We start from the raw sequence: 17,582 nt of genomic DNA on the forward strand, positions 1-17,582 counted from the left end.
ATCATTTCCATACTGATCACCCTGTGTTCTCCTGCTCAAAAATTGAGCAGAAGCAGTTGAACACCTGGGTCAGTTTTCAGTCGGCAGAACAGCCTCTACTGGGTCAGTTTTCGGTCAGCGGCAACAGGACAACTGGCCAATGGCGAGAAGCTGCTGCCGGATGACTGGATTGCACGCTCGACACATTGGACCCAAGCCAAAGGTTCGGTCACTGCAGCAGCCCCGAACGGTCAGTACGGTTATCAATGGTGGTACAACGCGCCGGCAGCCGATGCCAACGCAGAACCCAAACAGACCGCCAACAGCGACAAGACATTCTGGGCACTGGGCATCTACGGCCAGTCGATCGCGATCAATCCTGCCGAACACCTGGTGATGGTGCAGTGGTCGACCTGGGAGAACGCTGAGACGCCGAGTTCGCTGTATGACGAACAAGCAGTGTTCGTGAATGCGGTGAGCAAAGCGCTGGCACAGTAAAAATCGTGGTGCTGTGGCTTCGGTTGTGGCGGTAACCGGGGCCATGGATTTATATGAATCTGCGCATAATGCATATTATGTTAAATGGTGTATTTCTGAAGCTGACGCCCAACTGTTGTCAGCTCCCTGCTCCATGATTTTCGTGCAAGCCGATACCAGGTTTCACAGCGTGACCTGCGCGACCACTTCGTCCGACAACATGACATCGGCATATTCATCACCGAGTATCGCCAAGGTCAGTTCATGAACAGTTTTAGCGTCCCAGCGCTTTCCATTCGGCCCAACGACGGGCACGGCTGTCGTGGCATCTGACGGAAGAATAATGCTGTACCCCAGCGCCTTTCCTGCACGCACTGTGGCGTCCATGCTGTTATGAATGACAACTCCGGTCAGCACCAAACGTTTTGCCCGCATCTTGCCAAGCGTGGCGTCCAGTTCAGTCCCAATAAATGCGCAGTTTTCCTGTTTGATAATGACCGCTTCGCCCTCGATCGGCGCAACCTCTTGCTTGATGCCATTCCAAGGGCCATGAGCGTAATAGCTGGATGTGGGCGTCCGTTCATCGTGCTTTACGTGCACAACAGGCCAGCCATTTGACCGCCAGAGCGCGAGCAGTCGCTGGATCACTGCCAGATACCCAGGGTTGCTTTTGCCATCCCAGTTCGGGCGGTCAATGGCATCCTGTACGTCAAGAATCACAAGTGGCACAGGGCTGGATTGGTCCTTCATCCGAATCAATTTCCTTTGAGTGGCGATCAGGTCGAGTGTGCTGTAACGACGTTCTACCAGCAATGCCCAAACCCCATCGCTGATGATCACATCAGGCAATAGAACTCACTGACCTCTGCAACGACTTTCCCTGCACCGTCATACAGCCGCGCCTCCGGGTTCAAGGCAATCGAACGCGCCTCGAGCACATAGCGTTGCCCCGCTGTGAACTGGCCGTAATCGACGGTCAGGTAGCATTCGCGTACCGAAGGCCCGCCCATCATGCTCATGCCGCCACCGCCGCTGGTTTCATAGTCGAATTTCACGACCAATTCGTGCCTGCCGGGAGTCACCTGGAAAAAACGCCCATCTTCGAGGTGTTGCTTGTCCAGGCGCTCCGCCAGCAACACTCTGTCGTTGGGAAACGGTATCGACAAATCAACCCAGGCCATCTCTGGGTTGGCGGCTGGCATCGGGGTCTGGCAGCCCGCTATAACACTGGCTGCGACGAGTAAGATCATCCTGCGCATGATTAGCACCTCAACGAGGCCATAGGATCAGCATAGCGTTATACAGCCATTTCTATACTGCGCTCATTTCCACGTCGGGGCTCAAAGTGCCCAGCCAAGCAACCAGGGCAATAATGACGATGGCCATAGAAAGCTCGAATACCAGGCTTCGACGCAAGGCATTCACTGCAACCGAATACTCGCCATTTCGAACCGAACGCTCCAGCAGCGGGCTCAAATGAAAACGATTGAGGGTCGCCAGCGCGATCATTACGCCAAACAACAGGATCTTCAAAAACAGTAACGCACCATAGGTACTGAGCACGACGCCATCGATGCGTGGGCCAACGATAAAGAGGTAATTGATTACACCAGTGAGGCCAATGACGACCACGATCACGGCGCCGACCGATTCAAAGCCAGTCAATACACGGGCAAGAATGCGCGCCTCATGTTCGCCTTTCAGTGATTGGATGCGAAGCAACAAAGCGAACGCTGCCAGCGCCCCTAGCCAGGCACCCGCTGCCAGCAGATGGAAAACATCGCTGATGAGCTGCCAATAGCCACGACTCCCCTCACCCATCGCCCCGTGGCCGGTCCACGCCAGGCTTGCCAGCGCAATGGCTGCAGACGCAGTGACGACCCACAGGCTGACGGTTGCAGAGCGTCTGTACTGCGAGATGCCCACAATCGCTATAAACAGTGCGGCAATGCGTACAAGCCAGCTCAGGCCGACATGAGTGCCCGTCAGGATCATCTGGAAAAAGTGGTGATGCAGCTCCATGAACCCCGACACACCACTCATGGATTTCGCAAGAAGACCCAGTGCGACCAGGGACAGCGCTATACCCAAGAGCGACGTGGCGTACAGCAGCGATTCAAAGCGCAATACCGTGCCCGACGCCCTCTCCTTCCCCCTGAGGCCATACAAGCCAAAAAGCGCCAAGCCAAATAACATCATCAAGTCGAGATAAAGCGCGAAACGAACCGCGATAGTCAGCGAGTCGCCCATGGATCATTTCACTTTGAAGGAAAAACTGCCGGTAATCGGGTGGGTGTCCGAAGAAACAGCGCGCCATTCGACTTTGTAAGTGCCCGTGGTCAAGGGCGCTGCCGGCGTGATGATCATAGTCTTCGGATCACCGCCCGCCGCGACGGCTGCCTGTACACCCATGGGTGAATTTGGCATCCCTGGCATGTCGGTCATGATCAGTTTTGCGCCCGAGAATTGGGCTGTAAGTTGCTCGGAAAAATGCAGTTGGATGGACGAAGGCGCCATGCCATCCGCACCTTCCGCTGGCGTGGATGAAAGGAGCTTCGGGTGTGCCTGGGCAACGGCGCTCAGGAACAACCCGGCGGTCAGCGCAAGTGTTACAGCGGTAGCTTTATAGAAAGGCATGCAAGGCTCCTCACAGCAAGCGCTGTCAGTTCGAGTTTTTTTAGGGAGTGAATATCGTGCCCGTGAAAGCACAATGCAGGTGCACGATGTCACAGGCGCAAGCAACGTGCGATTACATTTCAGTCAGCTTGAAACGGATCTAGCGCCGATGGTCGTGGGTATCAGCGCTCCGGGCAGATTGCCAGTCGCCATTCATATCAAGTACATACTTATGCAAGTAACGATACGTAATTTACTGGCGTTCTAGTAGGCCACGGATCTCGGCAACTACCTGTGTTGTCGCCGCTTCGATCGCGCCTTCGTTACGACACAACACCCAGCCGTGATCCACGACCGCCCGCTCGAACGCCTGGGTGCAGGCAACTTGCTCTTCCAGCTTATGAATCACTGTACTGCCCAGCCCGCGGGTGCGGGCCGCCGCCCTCGCCCAGGAAACCTCGGGATCGGTGACAACCCCGACATGCAGGTCCGGCACCCTTACGTTGCGCTCCAGGTTCAACCGCAAAATCTCGGCAACCGGCACAGACCGGCGAAACGCGGCATCGGACGGGTACCAGCGATCAATCAGGATGATGCTGCCTTGCGGTTGCTTGGGCAGCACGTGCTGCGAAATCCAGGCCCGGCTATCCGCCAGGCGCGCGCAAACCTGCAACTCCAGCTCCCGGCTGGGATGCCTGACGAGCCTGTTGACCAAGGCCATCGTTTCACCGCGGAAGGGATCGCTTTTCTTCTCGCAAAGGCGGATCACTTTGTGGCCTTCGGCCCTCAGTGCTTTGGTAGCGGCCTCCAGCAGCGTGGTTTTGCCGGTGCCCTTGGGCCCATCCAGAGAAACGAATAGCGGTCGGTTCATGCGTCACATAACGATAGTTAGATGGTATTTGCGCCAGTGTACCTGCGCGCTCACAGCATATGCCCGGCCAAGATCCCCTGCCCCACCAGCTCCGACGCCACCGCGCCACGGAACACCCCTGGGCCTGCAGCGACCGAACTGCGGGTAGACCTTCAAGAAATCGATTGTTTCGCAGGCTTTGCCAGCGAAGGGGAACCTGTAGCCAGGCGTGCAGGAAGAGCGCACCGGTACCAAAGCGCACGGCCAAAGGCTGCTAAACCCTGTGGGCATAACAGCTATACCGGCAGTGAATGCTGTTTTGCAGACGTTGTTTGCAGATATGCCCGCTGCATCAAAGCGCCCTGCGCGCTATGTTGGTGGCCCTATTCGAACCCAACCGCCATGGAGGGCTGTCATGGTGATGTTTTGCCGCCTCAGTTTATTGATCCTGGTCGCTGGCACGCTGCTGGGCGATATCGTGATTGCCAGCGTGGGGCTGGTGGCCCTCTGCGCTGCTGCCGTCTACCACAATGTCCAGCAAGACAGCCAGCAAGAAGAGCCTCAAGAGCCTGGGTTCATGGCGTAATCCTCGAACCGCCGAGCGCATGGCATCGGCGGATTGCAGCAACGCCGTCTAGGCTGGATACGTCAGGGCGGGCGCAACAGCATCAGGCAGGTTGCTCAGGCAGTGCCCTCGACTCCGTCCCCAGCCCGTCAGGACCACGACCATGAGACGACGTCGGTTACTGCCCCTGCTCACCCTGTGCTGCACCACCGCCACCACCGGCACCGCCCTGGCCGGTGGCATCCTCATCTACGAAACCGGCCAGGAAGGCAACGGCCTGGCCAATGCCGGCGCCGCGGCGCTGGCCAGCGACCCCAGTGTGTTGATGAGCAACCCCGCTGCCATCACCCAGCTCAAGGGCACCCAGGTCAGCGCCAACGCCCAGGTCATCCTCGGCAGCGTCCGCTTCTCGCGTGACAGCGCCAACCCGTTTGACGGCAACGAAGGCGGCAACGCGCTGCAGTACCTGCCCGGTGCCAGCCTGTTCGTCAGTCACCAGCTCGACGAGCGCGCGACCCTTGGCTTCGGCATGTACGGCAACTTCGGCCTGGCGCTGGACTACGACGATGACTGGGCCGGCCGCTATTTCACCCAGGAAGCGGCAGTAATCGGTGTGTCGTTCCAGCCCACCCTCGCCTACAAGCTCACCGACGACCTGTCGCTGGGCATCGGCCCGCGCATCCTCTACGGCTACTACCGCACCGAGATGGCCATCGACAACAACCTGTTGGGACTGGCCGACCGCCCGGACGGCCAGCTGGAATACCAGGACACCGACGTCGGCGTGGGCGTGAACCTGGGCCTGCACTATCGCCTGTCCCCCGCCACCCAGCTGGGCCTGGCCTACACCAGCAAGGTGAAGCTTGAGTTCAAGGACAATCCTCACGTGACCGACGTCAGCAACCCCTTGCTCAATATTGCCTTGCGCCGCCTGGACGTGAGTGAACTGGAACTGGACATGAACGTGCCGCAGACCGTGCTGCTGAGCATTGCCCATGACCTGGACCCGCAGTGGAAACTGTTGGCCAGCCTCGGCTGGCAGGACTGGAGCGAATTCGGCGATATCGGCGTGGAGGTGGACAGCGATGCCGCCGGCAATGTCAGCCGTAGCGTCGATCGCAAGTACAAGGACACCTGGCACCTCTCGCTGGGCACCCAGTACCAGGCCACCCCGCGCCTGCGCTGGAGCGCCGGGGTCGGCTACGACAGTTCGGCGGTGGACGACAGCGACCGTACCGTCGACAACCCCATGGGCGCCACCTGGCGCCTGGCCACGGGCGTCAACTACCAGCTGCGCGACGGCCTGGACCTGCACCTGGCCTACACCCTGATCTGGATGGGCGACATGGACGTCGAGCAGACCAAGGCCCGCTCGGGCGACAGCCTCTCCGGCAGCTACCGCAACGCCGCCCTGCACATCGTCGGCGGTGGCGCCACCTGGCGCTTCTGATCAGGGCGAGGGGCTGCCAAGGAACCAGCGAAAATAGGGGTTGCCACCGTCACTGCGCACCAGCGCCCCAGCCTCGCGCGCCCAGGCCTGGCGGTTACCGTTGTAGGCGTGCAGGCTCAGGCTGTAGAAGCGCTGCAAGGTCTGCCACTGATCGTTCACCGCCCCGGCAAAGCCCGGGGCGGCACCCTGCAGCGGCGGTGCCTGGCGCAGCGCCAGCAAGGCCGGTAGCACGCGGGTGATCTCCCGTGGCCGGACCCACGGTGCGTACTCGATGCGCGGCTGGTCATCGGTCACCGCCGGTGCGTTGCCGGCATAACGGGCCAACCCTGCCCGGTCGGTGATCCAGGTGGCCAACAGCGCCTGGGGCGAGTCGACACCGACCTCGGCCAGTGCCGAGGCCACGGAGGGCTCGGAAAACCGCTGGATGATCCGTGGCACGTCAAGGTGCAGGGGTTGCAAGGAACCGATCAACAGCATCTCGTGAAATTCCGTGGTCCACAGCGATGCATGGGGGAACACGTCGATGAAACTGCGCACCAGCGCGCGGGTGTCTTCGTCGTTCTGGGTCGGCAACGGCAGCCACTGCGCCACCAGGCCACCCGGTTGCAGGCGGTTGGCGGCCAGCTGATAGAAATCGCGCGAATACAGGTTGACCACACCGGCCGCCGAGGGCGGTGGCGGTTCCAGCGTGACCAGGTCGTAATGCTCGTCGCTGCGCAACAGCTCGCGGCGGCCATCGCGCAGGCGGATGTCCAGGCGTGGGTCGTGCACGGCATCGTAGTTGCCCTTGAACAGCGGCGCGGCGGCCAGCACCTCGGGCAACAGTTCGGCCACCACCGGGCGCTGCAGGCCCGGGTAGCGCAGCATCGCCCCGGCGGTGATCCCGGTACCAAAGCCGATCACCAGGGCCGAACGCGGTTCACCGGCATGGATCAGCAACGGCAGCAGCGCCTGTAAACGCATGTAGCGCAGCGAAGGCATGGCATCGCCGGTATTGGACACGCCTTGAATGTACAGGCGGCTGAAGCCCTGCCCCTGGCGGGTCTGATTCACCACTGCGACGGTGCCGCCCTTGCCTTCCCGGTAAAAACTCAGCTGGCCGTTACGTGCGCCAGGCAGCAGTTCGGCCAGGCGTTGCGCCGGCGTCAGCACGCCCACCGCGAGGCTGGCCAGCGCCATCATCAGTACCATGGCCTTGGCTCGGCGCCCCACGGCATTGCCGCGCCATACCGCGATCAGCCCCACCAACGCCGCCAGGCCGGCCAGCAGGGCCAGGGTGCGCACCAGCCCCACAGCCGGGATCAGCACGAAGCCGGTCAGCCCCACGCCCACAATGCCGCCCAAAGTATTGAGCGCCACCACCGTGCCGACATCCCGGCCTACCCGCCGGCCATCCACCGCCAAACGCACCGCCAGCGGGAACGCCGCGCCCAGCAGCACAGTGGGCAGGAACACCATGCTCAAGGCCGCCACCGCAAAGCGTGCGCACATACCGGCCAGCTCATTACCGGTGGCCTGCAGCACCAGCAGCTCGGCCTGGGTCTGGGCCAGCACCAGCCAGCGCCCGAGCCCGGCGAGTTGCAGCAGTGCCAACAGCCCGGCACCGGCAATCAACATCGCGAACAGCCCCCAGGGGTCGCGCAAACGGTCGGCCCGCCTGGCATACAGCGCACTGCCGGCCGCCAGGCCGCACAGGTAGGTGGCCAGCACCAGCGCAAAGGCATAGGCGCGGGTACTCATGAACTGCACGATCGACTGGCTCCACACCACCTCGTAACCCAACGCCACACCGCCAGCGAGGCAGTACAAGGCAATTGCCAGGCGCGCCTGGGTGGACTTAGGTGCCCGCTCAGTTGCCTGCGCACAGCGCGGTAACAGGTCGTTGCGCCGCACGATCCAGGCAACCACCCCTGCCAAAAGGTTCATCGAGGCGGCGGCCAGGGAGCTGCCAGTCACCCCCAGGTGGGGCAGCAGTACAAAGGCGCCAAGCAGCGTGCCGGCGATGGCCCCAACGGTATTGGCGGCGTACAGCCGCCCGCTGGCCTGGGCTTGTTGCCCAGGTGCGGGGGCCAGCGCGCGCACCAGCACCGGCAGCGTGCCGCCCATCAACAATGCCGGTAAACCCACCAGGGCAAATGGCAGCCACCAGGCCAGCCAGCCGATACTGGCCTCCATCCGGGCGAACCACCCGGCCGACGCCCCCAGGGCGAATGTACTGGCCACCCCGAGCACCGCGACCGCCACCTCCAGCAACGCATACAAGCGTACCGGCCGAGCCAGCTGGTCGGCCCAACGCCCGAACAACCAGCCGCCCAGGGCCAGGCCTGCGAAAAAGGCGCTGATACCGGTGGTCACGGCGTGCACCTCCACACCGACCACCAGCGACAGCTGCTTGATCCACAGCACCTGGTAAACCAGCGCCGCGCCGCCGGACAGCAGCAACAAGGCAGCGGGCAAGCGCAGGGCCAAGCCCGCTGTTGCAACGGTGTCGCAGCCGGCGGTGGGCAGGCTCGGCCTTGCGGGTGAAACCATCATCACTGCCTTAGCGAGGTCGCGCCTCGCGCTGAACCGAACCTCGACGTCCGCCTGCCGACGGACGCGTTTCAGAGGGTCAATTGCCTTTCATCTTCTCTTCGATCTTCTTGTCCACATCCTTGCGTACCTGGTCGATGCTGAAGCTTGCAGGCCGTTGGCTCGGTGGATACTCCACGAAGGTTTGCAGGAACTTGGCGGCTTTCTGCGTGGCCTGGAACACCAAGTAGTCGTTTTTCGTCAGCCAGTCGTAATACTGGTCGGAAACAATGTCGGCACGCTCGTACGGGTCCTGGCGCAGATCAAACAGTTTCGGCACACGCAAGCAGACGAACGGCTCGCTCCAGACCTGCAAGCCACCAGGCGCGCGCTGTTCGCAGTACACCACCTTCAAGTCCTTGAAGCGCATGCCCACCAGCTCGGCATCGTCGTTGAAGTAGTAGAACTCGTCGCGCGGGCCCTTGTCGGCCTTGCCAGTGATGTAGTCAAGCTGGTTGTAGCCGTCCAGGTGCACCTTGAAGTTCTTGCCGCCGACGTCGGCGCCCTTGAGCAGGCGATCTTTGATATCCGTGTCGCCAGCAGCCGCCAACAACGTGGGGAACCAGTCCAGCCCCGAGATCATCTGGATGCTCACGGTGTCGGGCTTGATCTTGCCCGGCCAGCGGATCATGGCGGGTACGCGGTAGGCACCCTCCCAGTTGGAGTTTTTCTCGTTGCGGAACGGCGTGGTCGCCGCATCCGGCCAGGACCACTGGTTCGGCCCGTTGTCGGTGGTGTAGACGACGATGGTGTTGTCGGTGATCTTCAGGTCGTCGAGGGCCTTGAGCAACTTGCCGACATCGCCGTCGTGCTCAAGCATGCCGTCGGCATATTCGTTGTCGATCATCCCGGCCTGGCCCCTCATCGATTCACGCACATGGGTGAAGGCGTGCATACGTGTTGTGTTCATCCAGACGAAGAACGGCTTGTCGGCCTTGGCCTGTTTCTCGATGAAATTGATCGCAGCCTGGGTGGTTTCGTCGTCGATGGTTTCCATGCGCTTCCTGGTCAGCGCACCGGTGTCCTCGATCTTGCCGTCGGCGCTGGACTTGATCACCCCGCGAGGTGACGTGGCCTTGGTGAACTCGGTGTCATCCTTCGGCCAGCGCGGTCGCTCCGGCTCTTCCTCGGCATTGAGGTGGTAGAGGTTGCCAAAAAACTCGTCGAAACCATGGTTGGTGGGGAGGTATTCATCACGGTCGCCCAGGTGGTTCTTGCCGAACTGGCCGGTGGCGTAACCATGGGCCTTCAGGGCCTGGGCAATGGTCACGTCACGTGCCTGCAGGCCCACCGGCACGCCAGGCATGCCCACTTTCGACAAGCCGGTGCGCAACACGGTCTGCCCAGTGATGAACGAGGAACGTCCGGCCGTGCAGCTGTTTTCCGCGTAATAGTCGGTGAACATCATGCCTTCCTTGGCGATGCGGTCGATGTTCGGTGTCTGGTAGCCGACCACGCCCTTGCCATAGACGCTGATGTTGGTCTGACCAACGTCGTCGCCGAAGATCACCAGGATGTTCGGTTTGTCCGCCGCGCCGGCCATACCGGCGCTCAAGGTTGCCGAGGTCGCGAGCGCGACCGCCGACAACCACGTTCTTCTGGACTTCATGAAGTTGCTCTCCGTTCACGTTGCTGTCGCAAGTCCGCGACTGCGTGCACGAAGGATTCCGACTGCTGGCTGGGACCCAGTGCCCTGCGGTTCCGGTGTGGCATTTACTCCTTGTCGAAGGGATAGACACGGCGCCAGTCGCGGGCCATGTCCACCACGGTCCAACCCTGCCGGTTGGCGATATCCAGCGCCTTGTCCAGGCGCCCTACACTGCTCTGACGGTCATACGCCCATTCGCGTTTGGCATCGGTGTGATGCACCAGCCCGGCAAATCGCCGGCCCGGCCCGGCCAGGGTCCACTGCAGCATCTGCAGGTCGCCGTCGGAGTTGCCGAAGGCCAGCACCGGCCGCCGGCCGATCACACCCTCGATGCTCACCGGCTTGCCCGGGCCGTCGTCGTTGTGCAGCAGCTTGGGCAGGCGCTGGATGCTCAGTTGGCCGTCCTTGTCCTGGTACTCGGCGGCCAGGGTGGTGCCGATCACCTGCTCGGGGGGAATGCCGTAGACCTCTTCGGCAAAGGCGCGCATGAACGCCACCTCGCCGCCCGAGACGATGTAGGTGCGAAAACCGTTGTCACGCAGGTAGCCGAGCAACTCCAACATTGGCTGGAACACCATCTCGGTGTAGGGCCTGCCGGTCTTGGGGTGTTTGGCGCTGGCCAGCCAGCTACGGCTGCGTGCCAGGAATTGCTCGGTGCTGATGCCTGAATGGGTGGCGGCGACGATCTTGAGCAGCCCGTCCATGCCCTGCTCCGCCAGCGCCTTGTGGTCGTTGTCCAGCACCGCCTTGAACGGCTGCTGGGTTTTCCATTGCGGATGCTCAGGCGCCAGGCGCCGCACCTCGTCCATGGAGAACAGCACTTCGAAGTACAGCGGTTGCTCGCTCCACAGGGTGCCGTCGTTGTCGAACACGGCGATTCGCTCGGCGGGCGCCACATAGTCCTTGCCGCCTTGATCGGTGACGGCCTCGACGAACGCCACGATGGCCTGGCGCGAGGGGCCGTCGCGCCAGGACGGCAAAGGCTCTGCGGCCAGCACGAGGCATGGCAGCAACAGCAACAGGCAGAGCACGCTGCGCAGGGCATGGGCGGCTGGGCGCGGCTGCATGTGGAGCTCCTTGCCAAGGGCGGATGGCGCAGTGAGTCCGGTTCAGCGGTTGAGAGGCTTCAGACCGCTGCGCTGTGGTTCGCTCGGAGGCTGCGCAGGTGGTGTGCGCGGCAAGGCAATCGGCGCTTGTTCAGGCGCCGCCGATACCCCGAAACGGGACCTGAAAGAGGCTAGCAAACGATTCTTTATTGTGTCGGGAATTTGCGCCCGTCCACACAGCAATCCGGGCTGGCCACTGGTGCGGCGCACCCACAGGTACAGCGCATCCAGCTTCAGTGGCTGCGCCGCACATTGTGCCCGGGCCTGGCGCCAGGCATAGGCCGGCGAGTCGAGCCAGGCTTGATGGCGGCGGGCTTGCCAACGCTGCAAGCGCTGCCAAAGCGCCTGCCAGCGGGCGCGCAGGCCCCAGCCCAGAGCACCTGCGCCAAGCACCGCTGCCACCATCAGCAACCCGTGCCCACCGAGACGAAGCCGGGCCTGATGCCCCATGGCCCGCAGGTCCTCGCTGATGGAAAACGGCGCCTGATACGCGCCCGCGGTGGCCTCCAGCGTTACAGCCGGCACCTTCGCCTGCTGTACCTCGCCGCTCGTCGCATCACGCCACTGATAAGCGATCTCAGGCAATTGATAGCGCCCCGCAGCGCCAATCACATAGGTCACCGTATCCTCACGCTCACCACCCAAGGTGCCGCCGCGGCCATCGCTCAACGGTCTGACCCCCGGCGTCTGCACGTAGCGCTTGAGCCCGGCGACCTCGGTCAGCACGGGGGCGTGCAACAGCATCGCCTGCGCCCCGGGGGCAACGATGCGCAAGCGCCGGGTCACGCTGTCGCCCGCCCGCAGTGGCGTATGCGAGCGCTCCACCTGCTGGGTGAAGGTCAACTGCGCGGCCACCGGCTCGGCGCTGTCAGGGCTGCCACCGGCGCCCTTGGCCTCGAACGCCAGTGGCTGGCTGCTGACCGTGACCGGCCCGCTGGCGGGCCCCGGCTGCACCCGGAACGCCAGGGCCGGAATGTCGAAGTGCCGGGCCGCCTGTGGGGTGATGCGGTACGTGTAGCGCAGGCCGAAAAAGCGCTTGCCGTCGATGTCCTGGTTCAGGTGCTGGGCCTCGCCAGTGGGTGGGCTGACCACAGCACCCGGCAGGTCGAGCGCCGGCAGTACCGGCGCATCGGTGAACCAGGTATCGACCAGCAGGTCGATCTCCAGGCTGACAGTGCCGCCGGGCATGATCGCGCCCTCCGGCACCAGGCGCTGTGCAATGCGCACCTCGGGGTCGGCTGCCAGCACCGGCAGGCACAGCAACCACAAGATCAGAAAATGCTTCATGGCGTGCCCTCCTCGCCCGGCCGGCGCGCCGCCTGCTGGATCTGGAACTTGCGCTTGAGGAACTGCCCCGGCGAGGTGGCCAGGTTGTCCAGCCACAACTGGTCGGAGGCGGCCTTGGCGGTGTGCTGCTGTTGCGTCTTGCCACCCTGGAGCGGGGCCTGGTCTTCGATCACCTTGTCGGGCTTCTCGCCGGTGGTGTTCTGCTGTTGGTCCTGATAGTCCTTGAGCAGGGCCTGGGCCAGCGCCAGGTTGGCGACCGCTTCGGGGAATGCCGGTTGCAACCGCAGCGCCTGCCGGTAGGCGGCAATCGCCTGGGCAAACTGGAACAGCCGCACATGGCTGTTGCCTTGATAGAAGTACGCCGGCGCACTGTCCAGTGGTGCCAGGCTGGCCAGTGCAGCCTTGTAGTCCGACGCTTCATAGGCCGCTACGCCCTTCCAGTAAGGGTCATGGAAATGCTCGGCGGCCTGGGCGTAGTGCCCCTGCTCGAAGGCCCAGCGGCCCTGCTGGTCAGCGGTGAAAAAAACATCGGCCAACTCGCCCGCCCTCACCTGCCCGGGGGCGGCGCCCAACACACCCAGCAGCGCAAGGCCGGCCAGCCAGTTCACCCGCCACCCTCTGCGCACGCCCCACAGGGCCAGCAACAGCAATGGCCAGCACAGCCAGTAGCCGGCATCCTTCCAGTGCAGCGTGGCGCTGTCGCCCGTCACGGCCTGATAGTGCTGGCGAGCGTGCAGTTCGATCCAGTCCAGGTCGTCGTCGTTCAGGGTCAGGCTGCCCAACGGCGCATCGGCGGCGTCGGCCAGGCCTTGCAGGCCCTGCTTGTCGAAACGGCCCTGCACGGCATTGCCCCCGGCATCGAGGCGCGGCATGCCCTTGGCATCGTGCAGCACCCCGGTGTCCTGGCTGCCCACCGCCAGCACCAGCACCTGCAGGTCGCTATCGGCCAGGGCTTTGCCGAGGGCATCGAACTGCGCGGGGTCGGCGCCATCGGTCAGCAGCACCAGGGTGCCGGGGCTGTGCTCGGCGTCGAGCAGCCGTCTGGCGATGGCCACCACGCCCAGCACGTCCTTGCCGGGCTGGGCGATCAGGTCGGTGGCCAGGGCCTGGATGAAGGTGTCGAGCAAGGCCGGATCGTCAGTGGCCGGCAGCACCAGGTGGGCACTGCCGGCATAGGCGATCAGCGCGGTACGGGCCCCGGCCCGGCGTTGCACCAGGTCATGCAGGGTGTGCCGCGCTGCGCCCAGGCGGCTGGGGGGGACATCGTCGGCGTCCATCGAGGACGACAGGTCCACGGCCAGGATCAGCGGCGCGCGGTTGTCGAGAAACGCCGGAATGTCCTGCTGCCAGGTCGGCCCGGCCGCTGCCAGCGCGCCGACCACCAGCAACGCTGCCAGCAGGTGCACCGGGCGCAGGCGGCGGTCGTCGCGCGGTCGGATCAGCAGGTGCTCGACCAGGTGCGGGGCGATGATGCCGCGCAGTTGCCGCTTGAGGTCACGCCGGCGCTGCCATAGCAGCGGCAGGCCGAGACCTGGCAGTACCAGCAACAGCCACCAGGGGCGCAAGAAGTGCAAGGCACTGAGGTCGATGTCCATGCTCAGGGCTCTTTGGCCACAGCCACTCGGGCGCCCAGCAGCGCCAGGCCCTGGCCGAGCAGCAGCACCACCAACGCTGCGCCCAGCGGCCAGACGAACAGGTCGCGCCGCGGTTGGTGGCTGAGGGTGGTGACGTTATGCGGGGTGATCTGGTCGAGCGTGGCATACACCTGTTGCAGCGACGCGCGGTCATCGGCGCGGAAGAACCGCCCGCCGGTGGTCTGCGCAATCACCTGCAAGGTGTGCAGGTCGACCTTGTCCTCGCCGGTGGCCGCCGGGTCGCCGATGCCGATGGCATGCACCACGATGCCGTGCTCACGGGCCAGCCGCGCGGCATGCTCAGGGGTGATGGCACTGCCGGTGTCGTTGCCGTCGGTTAGCAGGATCAGCACCTTTTCCTGCTCCTTGGCCGCTGCCAGCAACTTGATGGTCAGGCCGATGGCGTCGCCCAGGGCCGTGTTGGGTCCGGCCATGCCCACCCCGGCCTCGTCCAGCAACAGCTGCAGGCTGGTATGGTCGAGGGTCAGCGGCGCCTGGGGGTAAGCGCCGCTGCCGAACAGGATCAGGCCAATGCGGTCGCCCTCGCGCTGGGCGATGAAATCGCGCACCACCACCTTCACAGCGGTCAAACGGTCACTGCGCTGGCCGTCGGCGCTGCTGTAGTCGGTGGCCTGCATGGATTGGGAAATGTCGATGGCCAACATCAGGTCACGGCTGGGTTGCACCTGGCGGATGGGCTGTTCAACCAGTACCGGGCGCGCACAAGCGACCAGCAGCAACACCCATGCCAGCCCATTGAGCAGCACCTGCCAGCCACCGGCGTTGGTGCTGCCACTGCCGGGTCGTTGGCCGAGCGCCTGGCGCATGGCTGCGAAGAACGGCACCCGCAACGCGCTGCGGGCTTCGTGGTAAGGCCTGAGCCAGCGGTAGGCAAGCCACACCAGCGGCAGCAGCAGGAACACCCAGGGGTAGTCAAAGCGCCACATGGTGCGCCTCGATCCACTGGCGGCTGGCCGCAAACAGCCGTTGCACGCAGGCTTCGTCCAGCGCGGCAAGCTGTGCGTCCGGGGCATAGGCCAGCTGCTGTAGCTGCGTGGCAAAGCTGGCCGGCAACGGCTGCCGGGCGTGGGCGCTCAGAAACGCCTGCCAGGCCTGGCCGCCGAGCCCGGCGACGGCAGGTGCACCGGGCATCGACAGGGCCACCCGCTTGAGCAGTTCGGGCAGTTCGCGCAAGGCCGCCAGGCGTTCGTCGGCCTTAGCCGCGACCAGCTGGTCCAGGCGCAGCAAGGCCTCGCGTCGGTAGCGATCGCGCTGCCAACGCCGCCAACGCAGCGCCGCCCAGATGAGCAGGCCCACCAGCAGCAGCGCCAGCAACACCGCCCAGGCCCAGGTGTGCGGCAGGTAGCTGAACGGTGGCGCGCCGGGCGCCAGTTCCTGTAGCTGGTCGATCGCAGGCGCCCTCATCGCGCCTGCTCCGCCAGCCGCCCGAGTTCCTTGCGCAGTTGCTCCAGGCTGTCTTCGCCGGTACTGATCATCAGCAACGGCACCTGGCTGCGCCGCAGCAGCTCGGAGACTTCGCGCAGGCGCCCGGCGAGGTACTCGCCCAGTGGCCGGCGGACCTGGCTGCGCCCTATGTCCATTTCCACCTGCACGGCGCCCTGGGTCACGGTGAGCCGGCCCTTGTCCGGCAATTGCAGGGCGATGGGGTCATACACCTGCAGTGCAATTACATCGTTGTGCTGGCGCAACTGGCGCAGCAGCGCCAGGGTCTGTTCGCCGACCCCGGCGAAGTCGCTGATCACGCACACCAGGTGATCGTGCCCGGCGGCGCCGATGCACGTGCGCAGCAACGCGTCCAGGCGCCTGTCGTCGGCCACGGCCTGGCCATGGGCCGACAAACCGTGATTGGCCCGTACCACCGCAGCGCACACCGCTTGCACCCGGGCGCGACTGCGTAGCGGGCGCAGGTGCTCGACGCCGGCCTCGCCGAGCACCATGGCCCCCACGCGGTCACCGGCCTGCAACGCCATCCAGGCGCACACTGCCGCCAGCTGCGCGGCGGTCGCCGACTTGAAGTAGCGTTGCGAACCGAAAAACATGCTCATGCGCTGGTCTACCAGCAATAGGGTCGGCCGGTCCCGTTCCTCATTGAAGGTACGCACGAAGGGCTTACCGAAACGTAGCGAGGCGCGCCAGTCGAGGTGGCGCAGATCGTCACCGGGCGCGTAGTGGCGCAGTTCGTCGAAGCTCAGCCCGCGGCCCCGCAGGCGTGAGGCGTGGTTGCCGGACAAGATGCTCGACAGCGGCTGCCGGGCGACGAAGCTCAGGCCCCGGGCACGCGGCTCCAGGGCCATCAACTCGGCCAACGAGGCGTAGACGAAGCCGTCGGCGGTGGGCATGGCGGCACCCTCAGGCCGGTATGGCGACCTTGTCCAACAGCCGGTCGATCACCTGGTCGGCCCCTACCCCATCGGTGATGGCGTCGTAGGACAGTTGCAGGCGATGGCGCAACACCGGGTGCACGGCGGCGCGCACATCGTCCGGCGAAACAAAATCCTGCCCGCTGAGCCAGGCATGCGCACGCGCCACCCGGTCCAGGCTGATGCTACCGCGCGGGCTGGCGCCGATGCTGATCCAGCGCCCCAGCTCGGCGTCGAGTTCAGCCGGGTGGCGCGTGGCGTTGACCAGGGCCACCAGGTAGTTGTCGATCGCGGGCGCCACGTGCACCTTGGCCACTTCCCGGCGCGCCGCAAAAATCACGTCCTGGGCCAGGCGCACGGGGTCCCCGGCGCTGGCCTGGTCCTCGGCGCGCACCAGGCGCAACACCTGGGCCTCGTCGGCGGGCGCGGGGTAATCGAGTTGCAGCTTCATCAGGAAGCGGTCCATCTGCGCCTCGGGCAACGGGTAGGTGCCCTCCTGCTCGATGGGGTTCTGGGTCGCCAGCACCATGAACAGGCCGGGCATCGGGTAGCACTGGCCGGCCACGGTGATCTGCCGCTCTTCCATGGCTTCGAGCAACGCCGCCTGCACCTTGGCCGGCGCGCGGTTGATTTCGTCGGCGAGGATCACGTTGCCGAACAGCGGCCCGGGCTGGAAGCTTATGCGGTTGCCTTCGGCAGTCTGCTGCAGGATCTCGCCACCGGTGATGTCCGAGGGCAGCAGGTCGGGGGTGAACTGGATGCGCCGCATCTGCGCGTCCAGGTGGCTGGCCAGGGCCTTGACCGTGCGGGTCTTGGCCAACCCCGGCAAGCTTTCCAGCAGCACATGGCCGTTGGCGAGCAGCGCCAGGATCACCTGGTGGATGGTGTCGGCCTGGCCGAGCACCTGCTCGGCGACCGACGCTTGCAGCGCTTTTACCTGCTCATGAGTGTCCACATGCCCGCTCCCTGTGCTCGTTTGCGGTCAAGCAACTGTAGTTGCCATGCCCGCTGACGCAAG

16 protein-coding genes are annotated in these 17,582 nt (G+C 64.3%); 2 read left to right on the top strand and 14 right to left on the bottom strand.

What is annotated here, in order from left to right; genetic code table 11:
• Window positions 1–639: 639 nt before the first annotated feature.
• From L6D77_RS24185 to L6D77_RS24205, 5 genes are all read right to left on the bottom strand, one after another.
• Window positions 640–1,206 carry an isochorismatase family protein gene (locus L6D77_RS24185; protein WP_232885269.1) on the bottom strand — a complete coding sequence of 189 codons (567 nt, stop codon included), beginning with the start codon at window positions 1,204–1,206 and terminating at the stop codon, window positions 640–642.
• Window positions 1,207–1,292: 86 nt separating this feature from the next.
• Window positions 1,293–1,715 (bottom strand): PA0061/PA0062 family lipoprotein, encoded by a 423-nt coding sequence (locus tag L6D77_RS24190; RefSeq protein ID WP_232885240.1) that lies wholly within the window; start codon window positions 1,713–1,715, stop codon window positions 1,293–1,295.
• Window positions 1,716–1,767: 52 nt separating this feature from the next.
• Complete coding sequence (copD, locus tag L6D77_RS24195) at window positions 1,768–2,706, bottom strand: copper homeostasis membrane protein CopD (protein WP_232885241.1); 939 nt, start codon at window positions 2,704–2,706, stop codon at window positions 1,768–1,770.
• A 3-nt stretch (window positions 2,707–2,709) separates the two neighbouring features.
• On the bottom strand, window positions 2,710–3,093 hold the full coding sequence (gene copC / locus L6D77_RS24200) for a copper homeostasis periplasmic binding protein CopC (protein ID WP_232885242.1): 384 nt from the start codon (window positions 3,091–3,093) through the stop codon (window positions 2,710–2,712).
• 232 nt (window positions 3,094–3,325) lie between these two features.
• Window positions 3,326–3,943: a dTMP kinase gene (locus L6D77_RS24205; protein ID WP_232885243.1), complete on the bottom strand. Its 618-nt coding sequence runs from the start codon at window positions 3,941–3,943 to the stop codon at window positions 3,326–3,328.
• Between the two features lie 394 nt (window positions 3,944–4,337).
• Between L6D77_RS24205 and L6D77_RS24210 the strand changes: the two genes are divergently transcribed.
• Entirely contained in the window at window positions 4,338–4,508 is a 171-nt protein-coding gene (locus L6D77_RS24210) for a hypothetical protein (RefSeq protein ID WP_232885244.1), read from the top strand.
• 142 nt (window positions 4,509–4,650) lie between these two features.
• The gene (locus tag L6D77_RS24215; RefSeq protein WP_232885245.1) at window positions 4,651–5,937 is read left to right on the top strand and encodes an OmpP1/FadL family transporter; all 1,287 of its coding nucleotides are present in this window, start codon (window positions 4,651–4,653) and stop codon (window positions 5,935–5,937) included.
• Here L6D77_RS24215 and L6D77_RS24220 read toward each other — a convergent pair whose 3' ends face one another.
• From L6D77_RS24220 to L6D77_RS24260, 9 genes are all read right to left on the bottom strand, one after another.
• Window positions 5,938–8,469 carry a fused MFS/spermidine synthase gene (locus L6D77_RS24220; protein ID WP_232885246.1) on the bottom strand — a complete coding sequence of 844 codons (2,532 nt, stop codon included), beginning with the start codon at window positions 8,467–8,469 and terminating at the stop codon, window positions 5,938–5,940.
• 79 nt (window positions 8,470–8,548) lie between these two features.
• Window positions 8,549–10,117 (bottom strand): arylsulfatase, encoded by a 1,569-nt coding sequence (locus L6D77_RS24225; protein WP_232885247.1) that lies wholly within the window; start codon window positions 10,115–10,117, stop codon window positions 8,549–8,551.
• Between the two features lie 104 nt (window positions 10,118–10,221).
• On the bottom strand, window positions 10,222–11,223 hold the full coding sequence (locus L6D77_RS24230) for an HAD family hydrolase (protein WP_232885248.1): 1,002 nt from the start codon (window positions 11,221–11,223) through the stop codon (window positions 10,222–10,224).
• A 42-nt stretch (window positions 11,224–11,265) separates the two neighbouring features.
• Window positions 11,266–12,549 (bottom strand): hypothetical protein, encoded by a 1,284-nt coding sequence (locus L6D77_RS24235; RefSeq protein WP_232885249.1) that lies wholly within the window; start codon window positions 12,547–12,549, stop codon window positions 11,266–11,268.
• Window positions 12,546–14,144 carry a VWA domain-containing protein gene (locus L6D77_RS24240; RefSeq protein ID WP_232885250.1) on the bottom strand — a complete coding sequence of 533 codons (1,599 nt, stop codon included), beginning with the start codon at window positions 14,142–14,144 and terminating at the stop codon, window positions 12,546–12,548. Before L6D77_RS24240 ends, L6D77_RS24235 begins: the two co-directional genes overlap by 4 nt.
• A 2-nt stretch (window positions 14,145–14,146) precedes the next feature.
• On the bottom strand, window positions 14,147–15,130 hold the full coding sequence (locus tag L6D77_RS24245; RefSeq protein ID WP_232885251.1) for a vWA domain-containing protein: 984 nt from the start codon (window positions 15,128–15,130) through the stop codon (window positions 14,147–14,149).
• Window positions 15,117–15,608 carry a DUF4381 domain-containing protein gene (locus tag L6D77_RS24250; RefSeq protein ID WP_232885252.1) on the bottom strand — a complete coding sequence of 164 codons (492 nt, stop codon included), beginning with the start codon at window positions 15,606–15,608 and terminating at the stop codon, window positions 15,117–15,119. Before L6D77_RS24250 ends, L6D77_RS24245 begins: the two co-directional genes overlap by 14 nt.
• Window positions 15,605–16,543: a DUF58 domain-containing protein gene (locus tag L6D77_RS24255; protein ID WP_232885253.1), complete on the bottom strand. Its 939-nt coding sequence runs from the start codon at window positions 16,541–16,543 to the stop codon at window positions 15,605–15,607. Before L6D77_RS24255 ends, L6D77_RS24250 begins: the two co-directional genes overlap by 4 nt.
• 10 nt (window positions 16,544–16,553) lie before the next feature.
• Window positions 16,554–17,519: an AAA family ATPase gene (locus tag L6D77_RS24260; protein ID WP_232885254.1), complete on the bottom strand. Its 966-nt coding sequence runs from the start codon at window positions 17,517–17,519 to the stop codon at window positions 16,554–16,556.
• Window positions 17,520–17,582 lie beyond the last annotated feature (63 nt).

It is taken from the genome of Pseudomonas parasichuanensis (assembly GCF_021601385.1).
Taxonomy (GTDB): Bacteria; Pseudomonadota; Gammaproteobacteria; order Pseudomonadales; family Pseudomonadaceae; genus Aquipseudomonas; species Aquipseudomonas parasichuanensis.